Annotated in this window: 16 protein-coding genes and 1 pseudogene; 4 read left to right on the top strand and 13 right to left on the bottom strand. The window is 64.9% G+C overall.

Annotated elements, in window-relative coordinates; all coding sequences use genetic code 11:
* Position 1: 1 nt before the first annotated feature.
* From ACQR3T_RS28155 to purL, 3 genes are all read right to left on the bottom strand, one after another.
* Positions 2–595, bottom strand: a complete 594-nt coding sequence (locus tag ACQR3T_RS28155) for a CPBP family intramembrane glutamic endopeptidase (protein ID WP_428695750.1) — start codon at positions 593–595, stop codon at positions 2–4.
* On the bottom strand, positions 592–2,319 hold the full coding sequence (locus ACQR3T_RS28150; RefSeq protein WP_428695764.1) for an alpha/beta hydrolase: 1,728 nt from the start codon (positions 2,317–2,319) through the stop codon (positions 592–594). Before ACQR3T_RS28150 ends, ACQR3T_RS28155 begins: the two co-directional genes overlap by 4 nt.
* Before the next feature lie 101 nt (positions 2,320–2,420).
* Positions 2,421–4,712, bottom strand: coding sequence for a phosphoribosylformylglycinamidine synthase subunit PurL (gene purL, locus ACQR3T_RS28145; RefSeq protein ID WP_428695749.1), 2,292 nt, complete (start codon positions 4,710–4,712; stop codon positions 2,421–2,423).
* A 103-nt stretch (positions 4,713–4,815) separates the two neighbouring features.
* On the opposite strand from purL, the gene ACQR3T_RS28140 reads away from it, so the two are divergent.
* Positions 4,816–5,580, top strand: coding sequence for a nucleoside phosphorylase (locus tag ACQR3T_RS28140; protein WP_428695748.1), 765 nt, complete (start codon positions 4,816–4,818; stop codon positions 5,578–5,580).
* 132 nt (positions 5,581–5,712) lie between these two features.
* Here the strand turns inward: ACQR3T_RS28140 and ACQR3T_RS28135 are convergent, their stop codons facing one another.
* On the bottom strand, positions 5,713–7,008 hold the full coding sequence (locus tag ACQR3T_RS28135) for a M18 family aminopeptidase (RefSeq protein ID WP_428695747.1): 1,296 nt from the start codon (positions 7,006–7,008) through the stop codon (positions 5,713–5,715).
* Between the two features lie 66 nt (positions 7,009–7,074).
* Here ACQR3T_RS28135 and ACQR3T_RS28130 point away from each other — a divergent pair, with 66 nt between their 5' ends.
* On the top strand, positions 7,075–7,965 hold the full coding sequence (locus ACQR3T_RS28130) for a hypothetical protein (protein ID WP_428695746.1): 891 nt from the start codon (positions 7,075–7,077) through the stop codon (positions 7,963–7,965).
* Here ACQR3T_RS28130 and ACQR3T_RS28125 read toward each other — a convergent pair.
* The 4 genes from ACQR3T_RS28125 to purS form a co-directional block, all read right to left on the bottom strand.
* Positions 7,931–8,152, bottom strand: a complete 222-nt coding sequence (locus ACQR3T_RS28125) for a hypothetical protein (protein ID WP_428695745.1) — start codon at positions 8,150–8,152, stop codon at positions 7,931–7,933. The genes ACQR3T_RS28130 and ACQR3T_RS28125 overlap by 35 nt on opposite strands.
* Positions 8,153–8,272: 120 nt before the next feature.
* Positions 8,273–8,623 (bottom strand): VOC family protein, encoded by a 351-nt coding sequence (locus tag ACQR3T_RS28120; protein ID WP_032376369.1) that lies wholly within the window; start codon positions 8,621–8,623, stop codon positions 8,273–8,275.
* Between the two features lie 36 nt (positions 8,624–8,659).
* Positions 8,660–9,337, bottom strand: a complete 678-nt coding sequence (purQ, locus tag ACQR3T_RS28115; RefSeq protein WP_037171119.1) for a phosphoribosylformylglycinamidine synthase subunit PurQ — start codon at positions 9,335–9,337, stop codon at positions 8,660–8,662.
* Positions 9,334–9,585: a phosphoribosylformylglycinamidine synthase subunit PurS gene (gene purS / locus ACQR3T_RS28110; RefSeq protein ID WP_032376367.1), complete on the bottom strand. Its 252-nt coding sequence runs from the start codon at positions 9,583–9,585 to the stop codon at positions 9,334–9,336. Before purS ends, purQ begins: the two co-directional genes overlap by 4 nt.
* A gap of 100 nt (positions 9,586–9,685) precedes the next feature.
* Here purS and ACQR3T_RS28105 point away from each other — a divergent pair, with 100 nt between their 5' ends.
* The gene (locus ACQR3T_RS28105; protein WP_428695744.1) at positions 9,686–10,324 is read left to right on the top strand and encodes an MBL fold metallo-hydrolase; all 639 of its coding nucleotides are present in this window, start codon (positions 9,686–9,688) and stop codon (positions 10,322–10,324) included.
* Here ACQR3T_RS28105 and ACQR3T_RS28100 read toward each other — a convergent pair.
* The 5 genes from ACQR3T_RS28100 to ACQR3T_RS28080 form a co-directional block, all read right to left on the bottom strand.
* Positions 10,321–10,968, bottom strand: a complete 648-nt coding sequence (locus tag ACQR3T_RS28100) for an LppP/LprE family lipoprotein (protein WP_428695743.1) — start codon at positions 10,966–10,968, stop codon at positions 10,321–10,323. The genes ACQR3T_RS28105 and ACQR3T_RS28100 overlap by 4 nt on opposite strands.
* A 180-nt stretch (positions 10,969–11,148) precedes the next feature.
* The gene (gene thiM / locus ACQR3T_RS28095; protein ID WP_428695742.1) at positions 11,149–11,952 is read right to left on the bottom strand and encodes a hydroxyethylthiazole kinase; all 804 of its coding nucleotides are present in this window, start codon (positions 11,950–11,952) and stop codon (positions 11,149–11,151) included.
* Positions 11,953–12,125: 173 nt separating this feature from the next.
* Positions 12,126–12,827 carry a DUF2334 domain-containing protein gene (locus ACQR3T_RS28090; RefSeq protein WP_428695741.1) on the bottom strand — a complete coding sequence of 234 codons (702 nt, stop codon included), beginning with the start codon at positions 12,825–12,827 and terminating at the stop codon, positions 12,126–12,128.
* Between the two features lie 55 nt (positions 12,828–12,882).
* Positions 12,883–13,389, bottom strand: a complete 507-nt coding sequence (locus tag ACQR3T_RS28085; RefSeq protein WP_032376363.1) for a glutathione peroxidase — start codon at positions 13,387–13,389, stop codon at positions 12,883–12,885.
* A gap of 133 nt (positions 13,390–13,522) precedes the next feature.
* Positions 13,523–14,923 (bottom strand): cation:dicarboxylate symporter family transporter, encoded by a 1,401-nt coding sequence (locus ACQR3T_RS28080; protein ID WP_094608457.1) that lies wholly within the window; start codon positions 14,921–14,923, stop codon positions 13,523–13,525.
* Positions 14,924–15,097: 174 nt separating this feature from the next.
* On the opposite strand from ACQR3T_RS28080, the pseudogene ACQR3T_RS28075 reads away from it, so the two are divergent.
* Positions 15,098–15,392: pseudogene (locus ACQR3T_RS28075) on the top strand (ATP-binding protein); the annotation flags it as partial.

The following is a 15,392-nucleotide window of genomic DNA, read 5'->3' as shown; positions in this document are numbered from 1 at the left end:
GCTACTGACTCCTGTCGTTCGCTGCGAGATGCGCCAGCACAGCGCCACTCGTGTTGAGGAAGTAGTGCAACAGCGCCGGGGCGAGCACGCTCCCACTGCGGGCCCTGAGCCATGAGAAGACAACACCGGCCACAGTCGTCGCCAGCACCGTTCCGATCACTGTGTCTCCGGCAGCGCGGGCCGGGTGAATGTGCCACAGGCCGAAGAAAACCGGCGACAGTGCCGGCGACGCGGCGTCGAGCACACCACGGAACAGCAACTCCTCGGTGAGCACCGTTCCCACGGGAATGCGAAACAGCACCCACTCGGCCAGCTCGTCCTCGGACGGCCGGACCCGACGTCGCAGCGCTGGAATTGCGGCGACGACGGCAGATCCGAGGACAGGAATCGCCGACGCCGCAGCGCCCCACTTCAGGCCGGCAGCAGTGTTGCGCAATCCCAGTTGCGCGGCGCTGCGGCCCGTGACCGACGCAACGGCCACGGCGAACGAGGCATTGGCCACCGCCCGTCCACGGGCATCGAGACCTGTCGACGGCAGCGCGACCGTGCTCCACGCCGTCGTCACGGTGCCGATCATCAGCGCTTCGGTACTCACTTCTCGGGACCGTCTCGGCCGGCGAACTGCTCCATGACTCCGCGGACTCGTTCGGTGTCGCGGTCGGTCCAGCCCTCGGGTGCGGCGACGGCGACCCAGCCGTCGAGCACCAGGGTGCCGTAGTTGTGGCCGTGTCCGTCGGGGACGCCCGCGGCGTTGGTCAGGTCGGCGGCCACCTGCCAGAACGTGACGACTGGGAACCATCGCATACTCGGCAGCCGGTCGGGCCCCGGTGGTTCGGAAAGCCAGTCGGGACGCTCGAACAGCAGATCGGGCGACCACCAGACCACCGGGTCCGAGGCGTGCTGGACGTACAGGATCCGCGGCTCGTACCACGGTTGGTCCTCCGGCGGGATGCCCGACGAGTTGTCGGCGAAGCGAACCGTCAGCCCCTCGGAGTAGACCGGCCGAACCTCGGGACTTCCCGGGTCGCGTCGGCTGACGAACTGACTCCAGATGCGGTTGTTGTTCGGCGGTCCCACCCACAGGACTCCGTCGGTGACGGCCCTGATGTCCGCCAAACCGTCGAAGGCACCCTCCCCGGCCTGGGTACCGAGGCTCTCGCCGTACACGTAGAACTTGGGGCGGGTGGCCTCCGGCTCCTGCAGCCAGCGATCGTGAACCTTGTCGATGAGCGCCTTGCCGGCCTGAGCCGCCTTGTCGCCCTCGGCGATGAACGAGATCCAGCTGGGCAGATACGAATACTGAGATGCGACGGTGGCGACATCGCCGTCGAACATGAGCTCTTCCGCTTCGATGGCGGTGGGATTCACCCACCCGGTGCCCGTCGTCGGAACGACGATCAGGGCCTGCCGCTGGAAGGCCCCGGTGCGTTCGAGTTCGGCGACCACGATGTCGAGTCGTTCGTCCTGGGTCTCTGCGGTTTCCAATCCTGCGTATGCCCGAATCGGCTCGAGACTCGGGCGGCCCGTGGCCCGTTCCATCTCGTCGGCGCGCAGACCGCTGGAGACGAAGTTACGACCCTCGAAACCAAGGGTGTCCCAGGGAGCCAACGAGTTCGGGCTGCCGGATCGCTCGTCGGCGACGGGTTGTTCTGCCCCGTCCCGAGTTTCGTCGTTCTGCAGACTGAATGCCGAGTTGGTGACCGCCGAGACCGCACGGAGCAGCACGCCCTGAACCAGTGCGACGGAGAGCACGACGAGGAGGACGACCCCGAGCGCATTGGCCACTTCCCGTGGCATCTTCACCAACCGGTTGATCTGGCGGGCCAGCAGTCGAACGACGTCGCGCAACACCCGCCACAGCGAAATCAGCAGTGCCGCAATGGCGAGGCTGAGTGCCCCGGTTCGGAGGTAACCCGTTGTGGTGGTGCCCTCCGCGTCCATCAGTGCGGCGAGCTCACGCTGCCATTCCGCCGAGATGGCCAGCATGATCATCGACACCGCGACAGCCACGACCGGCACAGCGATCTTGACGGCGCGATCGACCGCGCGCGGCAACGGCCACCACGATCGGGACGACAACCACCACCGCGTCACCGCCCAGCCGACCGCCACACCGAAGGCGTAGCCGATGGCCGCATTGATACCGCCGATGATGCCCTGGAACAGCCAGCCGCGAGGAAGCAGCGACGGAGTCAGCGACCAGCAGAAGAACAACGCGCTGAACGCGATCCCGGTGAAGTCGAGGCGCAGCAGACCCCACGCCCACATGACGAACGGATGCTTGTCGGGCGAGGGGACCGAGAATTCCAGGGTCGGCAGGTGGTACCGATGATGCTGATCCGGTTCGAGTGCAGCGTCGAGTTCTCTGTCGTGCTGCTCCGATGCCTGTTTCCCGACCGATATCTGTCCCCCCACCTCGGTCAGCCGAAAAGTCTGGGGAGAGTGCTCTCGAACGTCTCACGCAGCTCCGCCATCGGGACGGAGAACTGCCCCTGCACCTCGATGGAATCCGAACCCTCGTCGACGACACCGATGCGCGTCCACGGCAGACCGCGGGCAGTGCACATACCGGTGAAACGGGTCTCTTCCGTGCGCGGCACCGCGACCAGTACGCGACCCGAGGACTCCGAGAACAGCGTGACGAACGGATCGGCACCGTCGGGAACGATGATGCGGCAACCGGTTTCACCGGCCAGGGCCGCTTCCACCACTGCCTGCGCAAGGCCACCCTCGGACAGGTCGTGTGCCGCCGAAACCAGTCCGTCGCGCGAGGACGACAGCAGAATGTCGGCCAACAGCTGTTCGCGAGCCAGATCGACCTTGGGTGGAACGCCGCCGAGGTGATCGTGCTCGACCTGCGACCAGATGGATCCGTCGAACTCGTCGTAGGTCTCGCCCAGCAGGATCAGCGTCTCGCCGGGCTCGAGTCCCAGGCCGGTGGGAATGCGGCGATGCACGTCGTCGATCACGCCGAGCACACCGACGACGGGGGTCGGCAGGATCGGCTCGGCACCGGTCTGGTTGTAGAAGCTGACGTTGCCGCCGGTGACTGGGATGCCAAGGGTCACACAGCCGTCCGCCAGTCCGCGCACGGCCTGCTGGAACTGCCACATGACACCGGGATCCTCGGGCGAGCCGAAGTTCAGGCAGTTGGTGACGGCCTTGGGTGTCGCGCCGGTGACCGCGACGTTGCGGAACGCCTCGGCGAGTGCGAGCTGGGCACCCTGGTAGGGATCGAGTGCGGTGTATCGGCCCGACGCGTCGGTGGCCAAAGCGATTCCGCGCCCGGTCTTCTCGTCGATTCGGATCACGCCGGCATCGGCGTTCTCGGCGAGAACGGTGTTGCCACGCACATAGCGGTCGTACTGCTCGGTGATGAATCGACGGCTGCACAACTGCGGTGAGCCGATCATCTTCAGCAGCGTCGCCCTCAGTTCGTCCCCGGTTTCCGGGCGCTGCAGCGAGGCTGTGGTGTTCGCGACCAGATCGTCCTGGGTGTCCGGGCGCTGAACCGGGCGGTTGTACACCGGTCCCTCGTGCGCAACGGTCTTCGGCGGAACGTCGACGACGGTGTCGCCGTGCCACGTGATCTGCAGATGCTCACCGTCGGTGACCTCACCGATGACGGTGGCCAGTACGTCCCACTTCTTGCAGACAGCCATGAACGCATCGACGTTGTCGGGCGTCACCACGGCGCACATGCGCTCCTGGGATTCGCTCGAAAGCACCTCGGCGGGCGTCATGCCGGTGGCGCGCATCGGCACCTTCTCCAGCTCGATATGCATGCCACCACTACCAGCCGATGCGAGTTCCGAAGTGGCACAAGACAATCCGGCACCGCCGAGGTCCTGGATACCGACGACCAGCTTGTTCGAGTACAGCTCGAGGCAGGCTTCGATGAGCACCTTCTCGGTGAACGGGTCGCCCACCTGCACTGCAGGAAGCTTCTTCCGGCCCCCACCGGTCTCGTCCCCGTCGAACGTCTCCGACGCGAGGACGGACACGCCGCCGATCCCATCGAGACCGGTTCGAGCACCGAACAGAATGATCTTGTTACCCAGCCCCGACGCGAACGCCAGGTGCATGTCCTCGACGCGCATGACGCCGGCACACAGGGCGTTGAGCAGAGGGTTTCCGGCGTAGGAGGCGTCGAACACGGTCTCGCCGCCGATGTTCGGCAGGCCGAGGGAGTTTCCGTAACCGCCGACGCCTGCGACGATGCCACTCAGGACGCGCCGCGTATCGGGTGCATCGGCAGCACCGAATCGCAGCTGGTCCATGACGGCGATCGGGCGCGCACCCATGGCCATGATGTCGCGGACGATGCCGCCCACGCCGGTGGCCGCACCCTGGTAGGGCTCGACGTACGACGGGTGATTGTGGCTCTCGACCTTGAACGTGACGGCCCAGCCGTCGCCGACGTCGACGACGCCCGCGTTCTCACCGATGCCGGCGAGCATCGGCTTGCGCATCTCGTCGGTGGTGGTCTCGCCGAAGTACTTCAGGTGCACCTTGGAGGACTTGTACGAGCAGTGCTCGCTCCACATGACGGAGTACATCGCCAATTCGGCGTCGGTGGGCCGACGGCCGAGAATTTCCTTGATGCGGACGTATTCGTCGTCCTTGAGTCCGAGTTCCTTGTACGGCTGCGCAACGTCGGGGGTGGCGACGGCGTTGGAGACAGTGTCTGTGGGTACAGAGCTAGCGGACACGAGGAATAGGTCCCTTCGATGGAGCGAAATGCCAGGGCGAGTCTATAAGGTGCCACCGACATCTACGGCATCGGACGTATCGGCCTCGTGCGAACATCACCTGATGGACATCGCACTGACCGAGGACGATCTGGACGAAACGGGCGTCATCGACCCGTCGATGGTGGCCAAGGGAGTCGACGTACCGCCGAAGGCCGTCGTCTGCTTCTTCGCCGAGGTGATCGAGAGCATCTGCGCGAAAGGCGACGCCCGAGTGGTGTCGGTCATGCGCTCCGAGCACGGCGAACACCCCGTGTACGAGATCGAGCGGAACGGGGAGAAACTTGCCGTCTTCCATCCCGGCGTCGGCGCTCCGCTGGCCGCCCTGTTCCTCGAAGAGGCCATCGCGATGGGATGCACGCAGTTCGTGGCCGTGGGCGGCGCGGGGGCACTGTCCGACGACCTGGGCATGGGACACGTGATGGTGATCGACAGCGCCGTCCGCGACGAGGGCACCTCGTTCCACTACCTACCGCCGGGCCGAGTGGTCGACGCCGACCCGGCAGGTGTGGCCGTACTCCAGTCGGTGCTCACCGATGCCGGAATCGACTTCGTCACCGGCCGTTCCTGGACCACCGATGCGCTCTACCGCGAAACTCGTGGCCGGGTCTCGCGCCGCGTCGAGGAAGGTTGCCGAACGGTCGACATGGAGGCATCGGCATTCTGCGCGGTGGCCAGATTCCGCGGAGTGCGATTCGCGCAACTGCTGTACGCGGGCGACTCCCTGGCCGCCGACTGGGATCACCGCGGCTGGACCAAGGCAACAACAGTGCGCGAACAGTTGTTCTGGCTCGCGGCGGATGCGTGCCTGCAACTCGATCCGGTCTAGCCGAGTCGTCGGGGTTCGGGGCTCACCCCCCGATCTCGCAAACGCGCGCGCGTTTGCCGAACGCGAGCGGAATCGGGCACGAATCCACGCGCACCTGACGAATGCGCGCGCGTTTGCGATCGCCGCTCAGGCTCAGGCAGGGGCGAGGAATGCCGCCAGCGCGTCGGCGTAGGACTTCACGTCGTTAGCACCCATCAACTCTCGCGACGAATGCATGGCCAGCTGCGCTGCCCCGACGTCCACCGTCGACAGCCCGGTGCGCGACGCGGTGATCGGCCCGATAGTCGATCCGCAGGGTAGATCGGCGCGATGCACATAGCGCTGCAAGGGAACTCCGGCCTGATCGCAGGCGAGCGCGAAGGCACCTGCTCCGGCGGAGTCCGTTGCGTAGCGCAGGTTCTGGTTGACCTTCAGCACCGGTCCCCCGCCGAGCTCGATGCGATGTGCGGGCTCATGCCGATCCGGGTAGTTCGGGTGCGTAGCGTGCGCCATATCGCCTGAGGCACAGATGGATCCGGCCATCGTGCGGAGGAAGTCCTCACGGCCACCGCCGCGTCCGAGCACGATGCGCTCGAGCACGGTGTTCAACAGATCCGAGAACGCGCCGCGGTCGGACATGCTGCCGACTTCCTCGTGGTCGAACAGTGCCAGCACCGGAGTGACAGCGGTCGGATTCTCCACTGCGGCAAGCAAAGCCTGAGTTCCGGCGTAGCAGGTTCCTTGGTTGTCCAGACGCGGCGCACTGACCAGTTCGGACTCGACGCCCACGACGGCACTGGGCGCGAGATCGTGTGTCATCAGTTCCCAACCCAGTACCGAATGCGGGTCGACGCCTTCTCTCTCGGCGACGTATGCGATGAACGACTGTGGCGAATTACCCACGCCCCAAATGGCATTGACGTGTCGCTGCGGATCCAGGGTGACGCCCTTGCGATCCTCGGAGAGGTGAATCGCGAGCTGCGGCACCCGCAGGATGGGCTCGTCGACCTTCACCAGGACCTCGCGTACCGTGCTGCCGTCGCGCACACTCAACCGGCCGGAGATACCCAGATCGCGGTCGAGCCAGGAGTTGAGCCAGGCGCCGCCGTACGGCTCGAGGCCTACCATCTGCCAGCCCGCGGATTGCAGATCCGGATTTTGCTTCACGCGAAGGTTGGGGCTGTCGGTGTGCCCGCCGACGACACGGAAGGGGCCATCGGGAGTGGAGCCTGCGGAACGACCCGAATCACGCTCGGTACTCCATGCGACGAGTGAACCGCCGCGGATGAGGTAGTAGCGGCCCGGTTCGGTCGGCCACGCGTCGATCTCTTCGAGCCGAACGAAACCGGCCTCCTCGAGCTGCACCGACACCGTCCGACACACGTGAAACGGGGACGGCGAGACGTCGACGAAGTTGCAGAGACCGGTTGCGGAGGCGTTGGACGGCATGGGAACCATTGTGGCAGCCCCTGCGTCGAACGCATCGAGAGCACACACAGACCCGGGGGGATCTTCATGAAATTTCAGTCTTTGCCGAACTACGGTGCAGTTCACGCAACCACATTCGCAATCGTGCGGATGAAGACCATCGAGGTGTTCCGCAGGCGCGGGGTAGTGGTTCACCGCGTGGATTCGACAACACTGGCGACGGGATCAGGCGCGCACCTTCCGCTGGAGAACCTTTTCGCCCGCTGCTCGAAGGCAGGCAGATCGGCGTGGGACAGCATCATCGACAGCCATGTCGACGTCATGATCGAGATGATGCGCGAAGCCGACCCGACGTTCATCACCTCGTTGTCGGACAACGAGTTCCATGCGAGGTTGCGCGAGCGCGTCGTCGCACCGACCGCCCTCGAGACACTGGCCGAATACGATTACGCGGTTCCCCTGTTCGACGCACCCGGATCCCCGGTGCGTGTGCTGAATCTGTCGTCTCCCAATCGAGCGCTGACACTGGCCGATCGGCATCTCGTCGGCCGGGGCCTGCAGGCCGCCTGGGCTGCCGGCCGACACAACACGGCTGCGGTGCAGTTCGACGACGCCCAGATCCTCAGCAGGGACGGCATCGACGTCCATGTGCTGAGCGGCGATTCGATCTACCTCGCGTCGAAGGTCGCAGACATGCCCACGTTGATATCGACGCACCTCGGCGAGTGCCTGTACGGCCTTTTGTTCGCCGTCCCCAGCGCCTACGAACTGGCCGTTCACCGGCCGAGCGATGCCGATAGTGCACTCGGGGCAGTGGCCGCACTCGCCGAGCTGGCCGACATGTTCAGTCGTGACACACCGAGCCCATTGTCGCGCTCGGTGTTCTTCTGGCGAGACGGCAAGTATTGCGACGTATCCCACGGCCCAACGGGCATTTTCGCCTCTACCTTGACGGAGTTGAGAGCGTGCGCGGCCTGATCGCGATCACGCGCCGGTAGACCCAGTATTCGGGAGGCGGAGTGGTCGGTCGTCCCGCTGAAGCGTCGCGAATCCAGTCGGGTACGGGTAGATGATCGCGTTCGGCCATGGTGATGTACGCGCGGGCAGCGGCAGCGGCGACCGTTGGCCGTGGTGCTTCGATGTTGCGTTCGTCGGTATTGGTCATCGCTGGCCCTCCTGCCCGCTCTCGCCGTCAAGGTCCTCGGTTTTGTGCGGTTGCGTTAGTGCGCGATGTGCAGATCTGCCCGCAACGAGAGTCACCCATGCCTGGGCCGGCATTCGATGTTCAGTGCGACCCGGACACGCAGAACACGTTGCCGTCGGGGTCGCTCAGCGTCACCCAGCGAAAGTCGCCCATGGTGTGTTGCGCAACTTCGCTCGCACCGGCCTCGACCAGACGCGCAACCTCCGCGTCGAGGTTTTCCGTCGTCATGTCGAGGTGGATGCGGTTCTTGCCGGGCGTCGGATCGTCGATCTTCTGAAAGGCCATCCGGTGCGGGGCCGCGGCGAGCTCGACGACATAGAACCAGCCGTCGTTCTCCTCCACGATCGTGCCGTCGACCTGCGTCGCCCACCAGTGCGCGAGCGGCCCAGGATCGGTGGTGTCGAACGTGATCATGCCCAACGTCAGTGTCATGGCAGCACAGTAACCGCGATCACCGACACGTTGGAGTCAGGCGTTGACGATCGTGTCCAGTGCCGAATAGAAGATGCCCAAGCCGTCGTCGCTCGGACCGGTGAGCGGCTCGGTCGCATGCTCTGGGTGGGGCATCAAGCCGACGACTCGACCGTTGGCCGACGAGATTCCGGCGATCCCCCGCTGCGATCCGTTCGGGTTGGTGCCGCTGTAGCGGAACACGACGCGACCGTCGCCCTCGAGCTCGTCGAGCACGTTCTGAGGTGCCTGGAATCGACCCTCGGCGTTCTTGACCGGAATCAGAATCTCGGCACCGGGCTCGTAGCGCGACGACCACGCGGTGTCGGTGTTCTCCACTGCCAGCCACTGATCGCGGCAGACGAAGTGCAGCCCTTCGTTGCGGGTCAACGCACCGGGAAGCAGTCCCACTTCGCAGAGCACCTGAAAGCCGTTGCAGATGCCGAGAACCGGCATACCGCCCTCGGCTGCTTTGACGACGGACTCCATCACGGGGGCGAATCTGGCAATTGCGCCGGCCCGCAGGTAGTCGCCGTAGGAGAATCCGCCGGGGACGACGATGGCGTCGACGTTCTTCAGATCGGCATCGGCGTGCCACAGGCTGACGGCTTCTCCGCCGGCCAGGGTGACAGCGCGGGAGGCGTCGACGTCGTCGAGGGTCCCGGGGAAGGTGATGACTCCGATACGGGCGCTCATGCGGCGGGCTCTACCGACACGCGAGTGACCGTCCAGTCTTCGATGACCGTGTTGGCCAGCAGCGATTCTGCGATCTTCTCCAGCTCGGCGTCGTCGACGGAGTCGTCGACCTCGAGCTCGAAACGCTTGCCCTGTCGCACGTCGGATACACCGGAGATACCCAGACGGCCCAGCGCGCCCGCGATCGCTTGACCCTGCGGATCGAGAATCTCGGCCTTGGGCATGACATCGACAACGACTCGGGCCACGAAAGCGCTCCTTGAAATACGTACAGCAAGACTGTTACCGGCAGGTGGGAGTCTACGCAGCCCTGGCGGGACGCGCGAAACCGCGCTTACTGTGGAGTCCATGCGGCTGACACACTTCGGACATTCCTGCGTTCTCGTCGAACTCAACGGCACCACCGTGCTGTTCGATCCTGGCACGTTCTCCCACGGGTTCGAGGGCATCACCGGACTCGATGCCATCCTCGTCACCCATCAGCACCCGGATCACGTCGATCTGCAACGACTTCCGGCTCTGGTCGAGGCAAATCCGCGGGCGGCATTGCATGCCGATCCGATGACGGCAGGCCAATTGGGCGGCCAGTGGGCGGCGGCTCCCGCAGGCAAGGCCTTCGCGGTCGGCGGCATCACGGTCACCGGCGTCGGCGGAACCCACGCCGTCATCCATCCCGAACTGCCCGAGATCGACAACACCGGCTATCTGCTCGGCACCCCGGAGAACCCGGGCCAGCTGTTCCATCCCGGCGACTCGCTCTTCGTCCCCGAGCAGCAGGTCGACGTGCTCGCGCTCCCCGCGGCCGCACCGTGGTCGAAGCTGTCCGAGACGGTCGAGTTCCTGCGTGCGGTGGCTCCGAAGATGGCGTTCCCCATTCATCAGGCAGTGATTGCCGACCAGGCGACCGCCGCGTACTACGGCCGCTTCAAGGACATGTCCGACGCCGAATTCCGCGAGCTTCCCGAAGAATCGTCCGTCTCGGTCTAGCCGGTGACCTCGGGCGGAAGGGTGCCGATCATGGTCACCTGCGTCCCGTCCCACCGATAGTCGACCGTCACCGGGCCGCCGGTCGGATTCGCGTTCGCGTCACCGGCGAGTGGCCAGCGGTAGTTCACTGTGATCGTGTCGGCGGACTGGGCCGCCACCGACGTGAAACCGTACGGCTCCAGCGTCGCGGTGCCGAGGTACTCGGTGTTGTGAAAGAAGAGCAGATGTGTCGGCGAGCTCACCGTTGCCCCGGACGGGAGCGCTTCGACCCAGGTGAACGACGCACACGGGTCGCCCATCCGCGTCGCGACCCACGGTGAATCGGCGAAGACCAGCGGCAGCGAGTTCACGGCTTCGGTCACCGAGCTCGACGACACGTCGAGGCAGGTCACAGGCGCGGTCGCGTCGGGAATGGAGTTGTTCTCGGGAAGCTCTTCGGTGTTCGAGTCGACCGGACCGTTGGGCTGCGTATCCTCGCCCGCGACTACCGGCTGGGTGGCCTCGGGCAGATCCTGTGGCTGCACGGGCTGGGACTGGGCGTTCGAGGTGGGCGCACCGGTGGCCGTCGCTGCGACCGGTTCGTCCGAGTTGCCGCACGCGACGAGGCTGAGCGCAGTGATGGTGACGAGAACAAGTCGCTTCATAAGACCACCTGGTTCGATTTATGGGACGCCAGGTATGTCTGCTCGCAAACGTGTTCTGTTACATCACATTTCGATCAAGGGCCGTTACCTTCGCGGCGCAGGCAGTTTTTGCTCCACTCGTCGTACGCTCCGCAGTGTTTCCGCGGATGTCGCCTCACAGCGGAGCAACTGTTGCACCCGTCAGTCGAGCCGAACCAGTTCCCGCAGTGCCGACTCGTCCACCGTGTCCAGGCCATCGAGGAACGCGGCAGCGAAAGATCCCGGCCGCGAGGTCGACTGCGCCGCTGTCTCCGACGCCACCGCAACATGCGCATGCGCGGCGACAGCACCGATCAGCGCATTCGGTGACACGGAACAGTACGCCGCCGTCAGCGCACCCAACGCACACCCGGTAGCCGTAACCCGTTGCAGCAGTGCACTTCCGCCGCCGAGCTTCACCAGAGATCCTTGCCCGACGATGTGGTCGACTTCCCCCGAGGCCGCCACGATCTCGGCCCTGTCCAATAGCGATCGCGCCGCATCGACGGAATCCGCAACGCGCGCAGACGAATCCACCCCTCTCGATCCACCGCCAGCACCCGCCAGACCCATGACCTCGGACGCATTCGCGCGAATGACGCTGGGGTGGTTGGCAAGTAGCTCGACGGCCACCTGGGTACGCCACGGCAGGCCGCCAGCCCCCACCGGATCGAGTACCCATGGCTTACCCGCGTCCCTCGCAGCGGCCGACGCCAGCCGAGAACTCTCCACCTGCGCTGCCGTCGGGGTCCCCAGGTTCACGAGAACCGCGTCGGCGATACCCGCAAAACCGGCCGCTTCCTCGGGGTTGTCGACCATCGCCGGAGCGGCACCCGCGGCCAACAGTGCATTCGCCACGAACTGAACCGAGACGGTGTTGGTCAGGCACTGCACCAGCGGATTGCGTTCACGCATTTGTCGATGTGCGGCAACGATGTCGTCCAGGGTCACAGTCGAGGCACTCATTGTTGCGAGTCTACGACCGCACCCACCCCGTTCGCGTCAATGGACCACCCCACCCCCTTCGGATCAATGCGCCTTTCTTGCAATCTGAGTGACTGAAAGCCACATTGATCCCAATTGGAGGTACAGAGCAAGCCGGGGGCGGGGCGGGGGTTGGGGTGGGGTGCAGCGAGGAGCTACGCCACGCGGGCTTTGGTGCGCGGGATCCACTCGTAGATGCCGGCTTCGGCTCCGTGGTGGAGGGAGAGGTCGATGGCATCGAGGATTGCCTGTCGCGGCCCCGGTCGACCGAGTTGTTTGGCACTGATCGCCAGGCGCACCACTCCCTCGCGGCGGGCGGTGCGGCCGGCCCCGAGTACCAGAGCTTTGAACCACCAGGGTTCGGCTTTGAATCCTTCACCGATTCCCCAGACCCGGGCACGGATGACGCCGTCCCGGTCGAGGTCGTGAATACCATTCAGCGCGGCGAGCATTCGGAAGCCTGCGTCGGGTAGCGCTTCGACGGCTCCGGGCGACGCGATCCAGCGCGGAGCGGCGAAGATTCGGGTGCGCAGTCCGGTCTGTTCCATCACCCGGTCTGCTGCCATCAGGCGCAGTCGAGCTTCGTGACGAGGCAGTGCGGCGAACTCGGAGCGTCGACGCTTCGTCGCGGCCTGGTCGTAGCCGTGCAGAACGATCGCGTCGCCGCCGTCGCGTCGGGCCCGCAACCACTCCTGGGTGGGCACGTCCGCAGCGAGACGGTATTTGTCTTTCAATCGCGGCGCGACGAGCAGCGACAACGGGACGCCTCGTCCGTCGAGAATTCGCGCGAACTCGGCGGCATGCTCGTAGGTGTCGTTCTTGATTCCGCTCACCGACACGATCAGGCGTCCAGACATGACTCGAGCCTCGCACACCAGCGTGAACGAGGCTCGAAGTCGATGCAGACAGAAGCTAAACGGCGATCGTTTCCTTCGGCAGGATCTTGTCGATCGCGGCGAGCACCTCAGGAGCGTCCGGCTCGGTGCGCGGACGGAAGCGATCGGTGACGACGCCCTCGGGCGAGATCAGGAACTTCTCGAAGTTCCACTGAACATCTCCGGCCTTGCCTTCGGCGTCCTCGGTCTTGGTCAGTTCGGCATACAACGGGTGCTGGTTGTCACCGTTGACGTCGACCTTCTCGGTCATTGCGAACGTGACGCCGTACGTGGTGGAGCAGAACGTCTCGATCTCTTCGGCGGTGCCGGGCTCTTGGCCACCGAATTGGTTGCAGGGCACTCCGACGACCGAGAGGCCACGGGCCGAGTATTCGTTGGCGAGCTTCTCGAGCTTCTCGTACTGCGGGGTCAGTCCACACTTGGAGGCGACATTGACCACGAGAACGGCCCTTCCGGCGTACTCGTCGAGCGAGGTGGGCGCACCACCCAGCGTGTTGATGCCGATGTTCTGAACTTCAGTCATCACCCGAACTTACCTGTGAGTACCGACAGAATGGAACCGACGTACAAAAGCAAGTACGACCCCGCTGGTGGCGGGGTCGTACTTGCGTTTTTCCGAACCGGGCGACGGGGGGATGCGCGGCGCCCGGCAGGCCTTACGCCTTGGCGGCGTGCTTTTCGATGATGACCTGCTTGTCTGCAGGTCGCTCGTCCTCGGGGAGGTGATCGTCGACCATGGTCTCCTCGTCGAACGGCAGGTTGCCGTCGAGGACCGTGTTGACCCGATCCTTGTCGAGCGTCTTGGTCCAGGTGCCGATGAGCAGGGTGGCGACAGCGTTTCCGGAGAAGTTCGTGACTGCACGAGCCTCGGACATGAAGCGGTCGATTCCGACGATGATCGGCACTCCGTCGAGCAGCTGCGGAGCATGGCTTTCGAGACCGCCGGCCAGTGTGGCCAGGCCGGCTCCGGACACTCCGGCTGCACCCTTGGAAGCGATGATCATGAACAGCAGCAGCGAGAACTGCTCGGGGATCGACAGCGGCAGGTTCATGGCGTCGGCGATGAAGATCGAGGCCATCGTCAGGTAGATCGCGGTGCCGTCGAGGTTGAAGGAGTAGCCGGTGGGGACGACGATGCCGACGGTGGTGCGCTCGACACCGACGTGTTCCATCTTGGCGATCAGACGCGGCAGGGCCGACTCGGAGGAGCTGGTGGCGACGATGAGCAGGTACTCACGGGCCAGGTACTTGACCAGCTTGAAGATCGAGAAGCCGGTGACGAAGCGCAGGATCAGTCCGAGGAAGAAGAAGACGAAGATGAAGCAGGTGATGTAGAAGGCGAGCATCAGGGTGCCGAGCTGCAGGACTGCGTCGAACCCGGTCTTGCCGACGACACCGGCGATGGCGCCGAAAGCACCGATCGGGGCAAGCCACAGGATCATGGTCAGGATGCGGAAGACGAGCTTCTGCACTGCGCCGATGCCCTTGAGGATGCCTTCGCCGCTCTTGCCCATGGCTTGCAAGGCGAAGCCGACAAGGATGGCGACGAACAGCGTCTGCAGCACCGAGCCTGCGGTGAGCGAGGACAGCAGCGATGTCGGAATGATTCCGGCGATGAAGTCCATCGTGCCGCCGGCCGCCTCGGCGGTCTTGACGAGGTCATCGGCTCCGCCGCTGGCCGGGATGTCCAGACCGTCACCGGGCTGGATCAGGTTGCCGACGACCATGCCGATACCGAGCGCGATGGTCGACATGCTGAGGAAGTACGCCAGAGCAAGGCCGCCGACCTTGCCGACGCTGGCTGCGGCACGGACCGAACCGATGCCGAGCACGATGGTGCAGAAGATGACCGGGCTGATCATCATCTTGATCAGGCTGACGAACAGCGTGCCGAGCACTGCCAGCTCGACACCGAAGTCCTTCCACAGCAATCCGACGACGACTCCGGCGATCACGGCGATGATCACCGCGATGTAGAGCCAATGAGTCTTGTCGCGCTTCTTCTTGGGCTCGGTGGGCGGGTTGTCGAACCGCTCAGCATCGGTGCTGATACTCATGAGTGTTCCTTCTGGTTCAAGTGAAGCGCGAGTCGAACTGCGGACTTCGTAACTACTGGGAGTGGAGTGAGGTGCATCACCCCTGCTGAGAGATGATGTTGCTGCACGCAGTGACAGGAGTCACCTATACGTTCATTTCGTTCACACCGATTGTTCTTGCGCGAAAGGAATCCGTTGTCCACCAAACGTCCGCTGAGCGTCGCCGGCCAGGTGCTGGTGCTGCAGCTCGTCGTCATGGCGGTCGTCGTGTTCGCCGGCGGCATCCTGACGGTGCTCAACGAACGTTCCAACAGCGACGACGCGACCCGACGCGAAGTCACGGCGATCGCGGTGAGCATCGCCAACGAACCGTCGACGCCGCTGGCCATCGAGTCCGACGATCCGACCTCGCGTCTGCAACCGGAGACGGAGAAGATCAGGCAGGTGACGGGCGTCGACTTCATCGTCGTCATGGCTCCCGATCGCACCC

Source organism: Rhodococcus sp. IEGM1428 (genome assembly GCF_050321865.1).
Lineage (GTDB): Bacteria > Actinomycetota > Actinomycetes > Mycobacteriales > Mycobacteriaceae > Rhodococcoides.
This window is presented reverse-complemented; position numbering and strand designations above follow the sequence as displayed.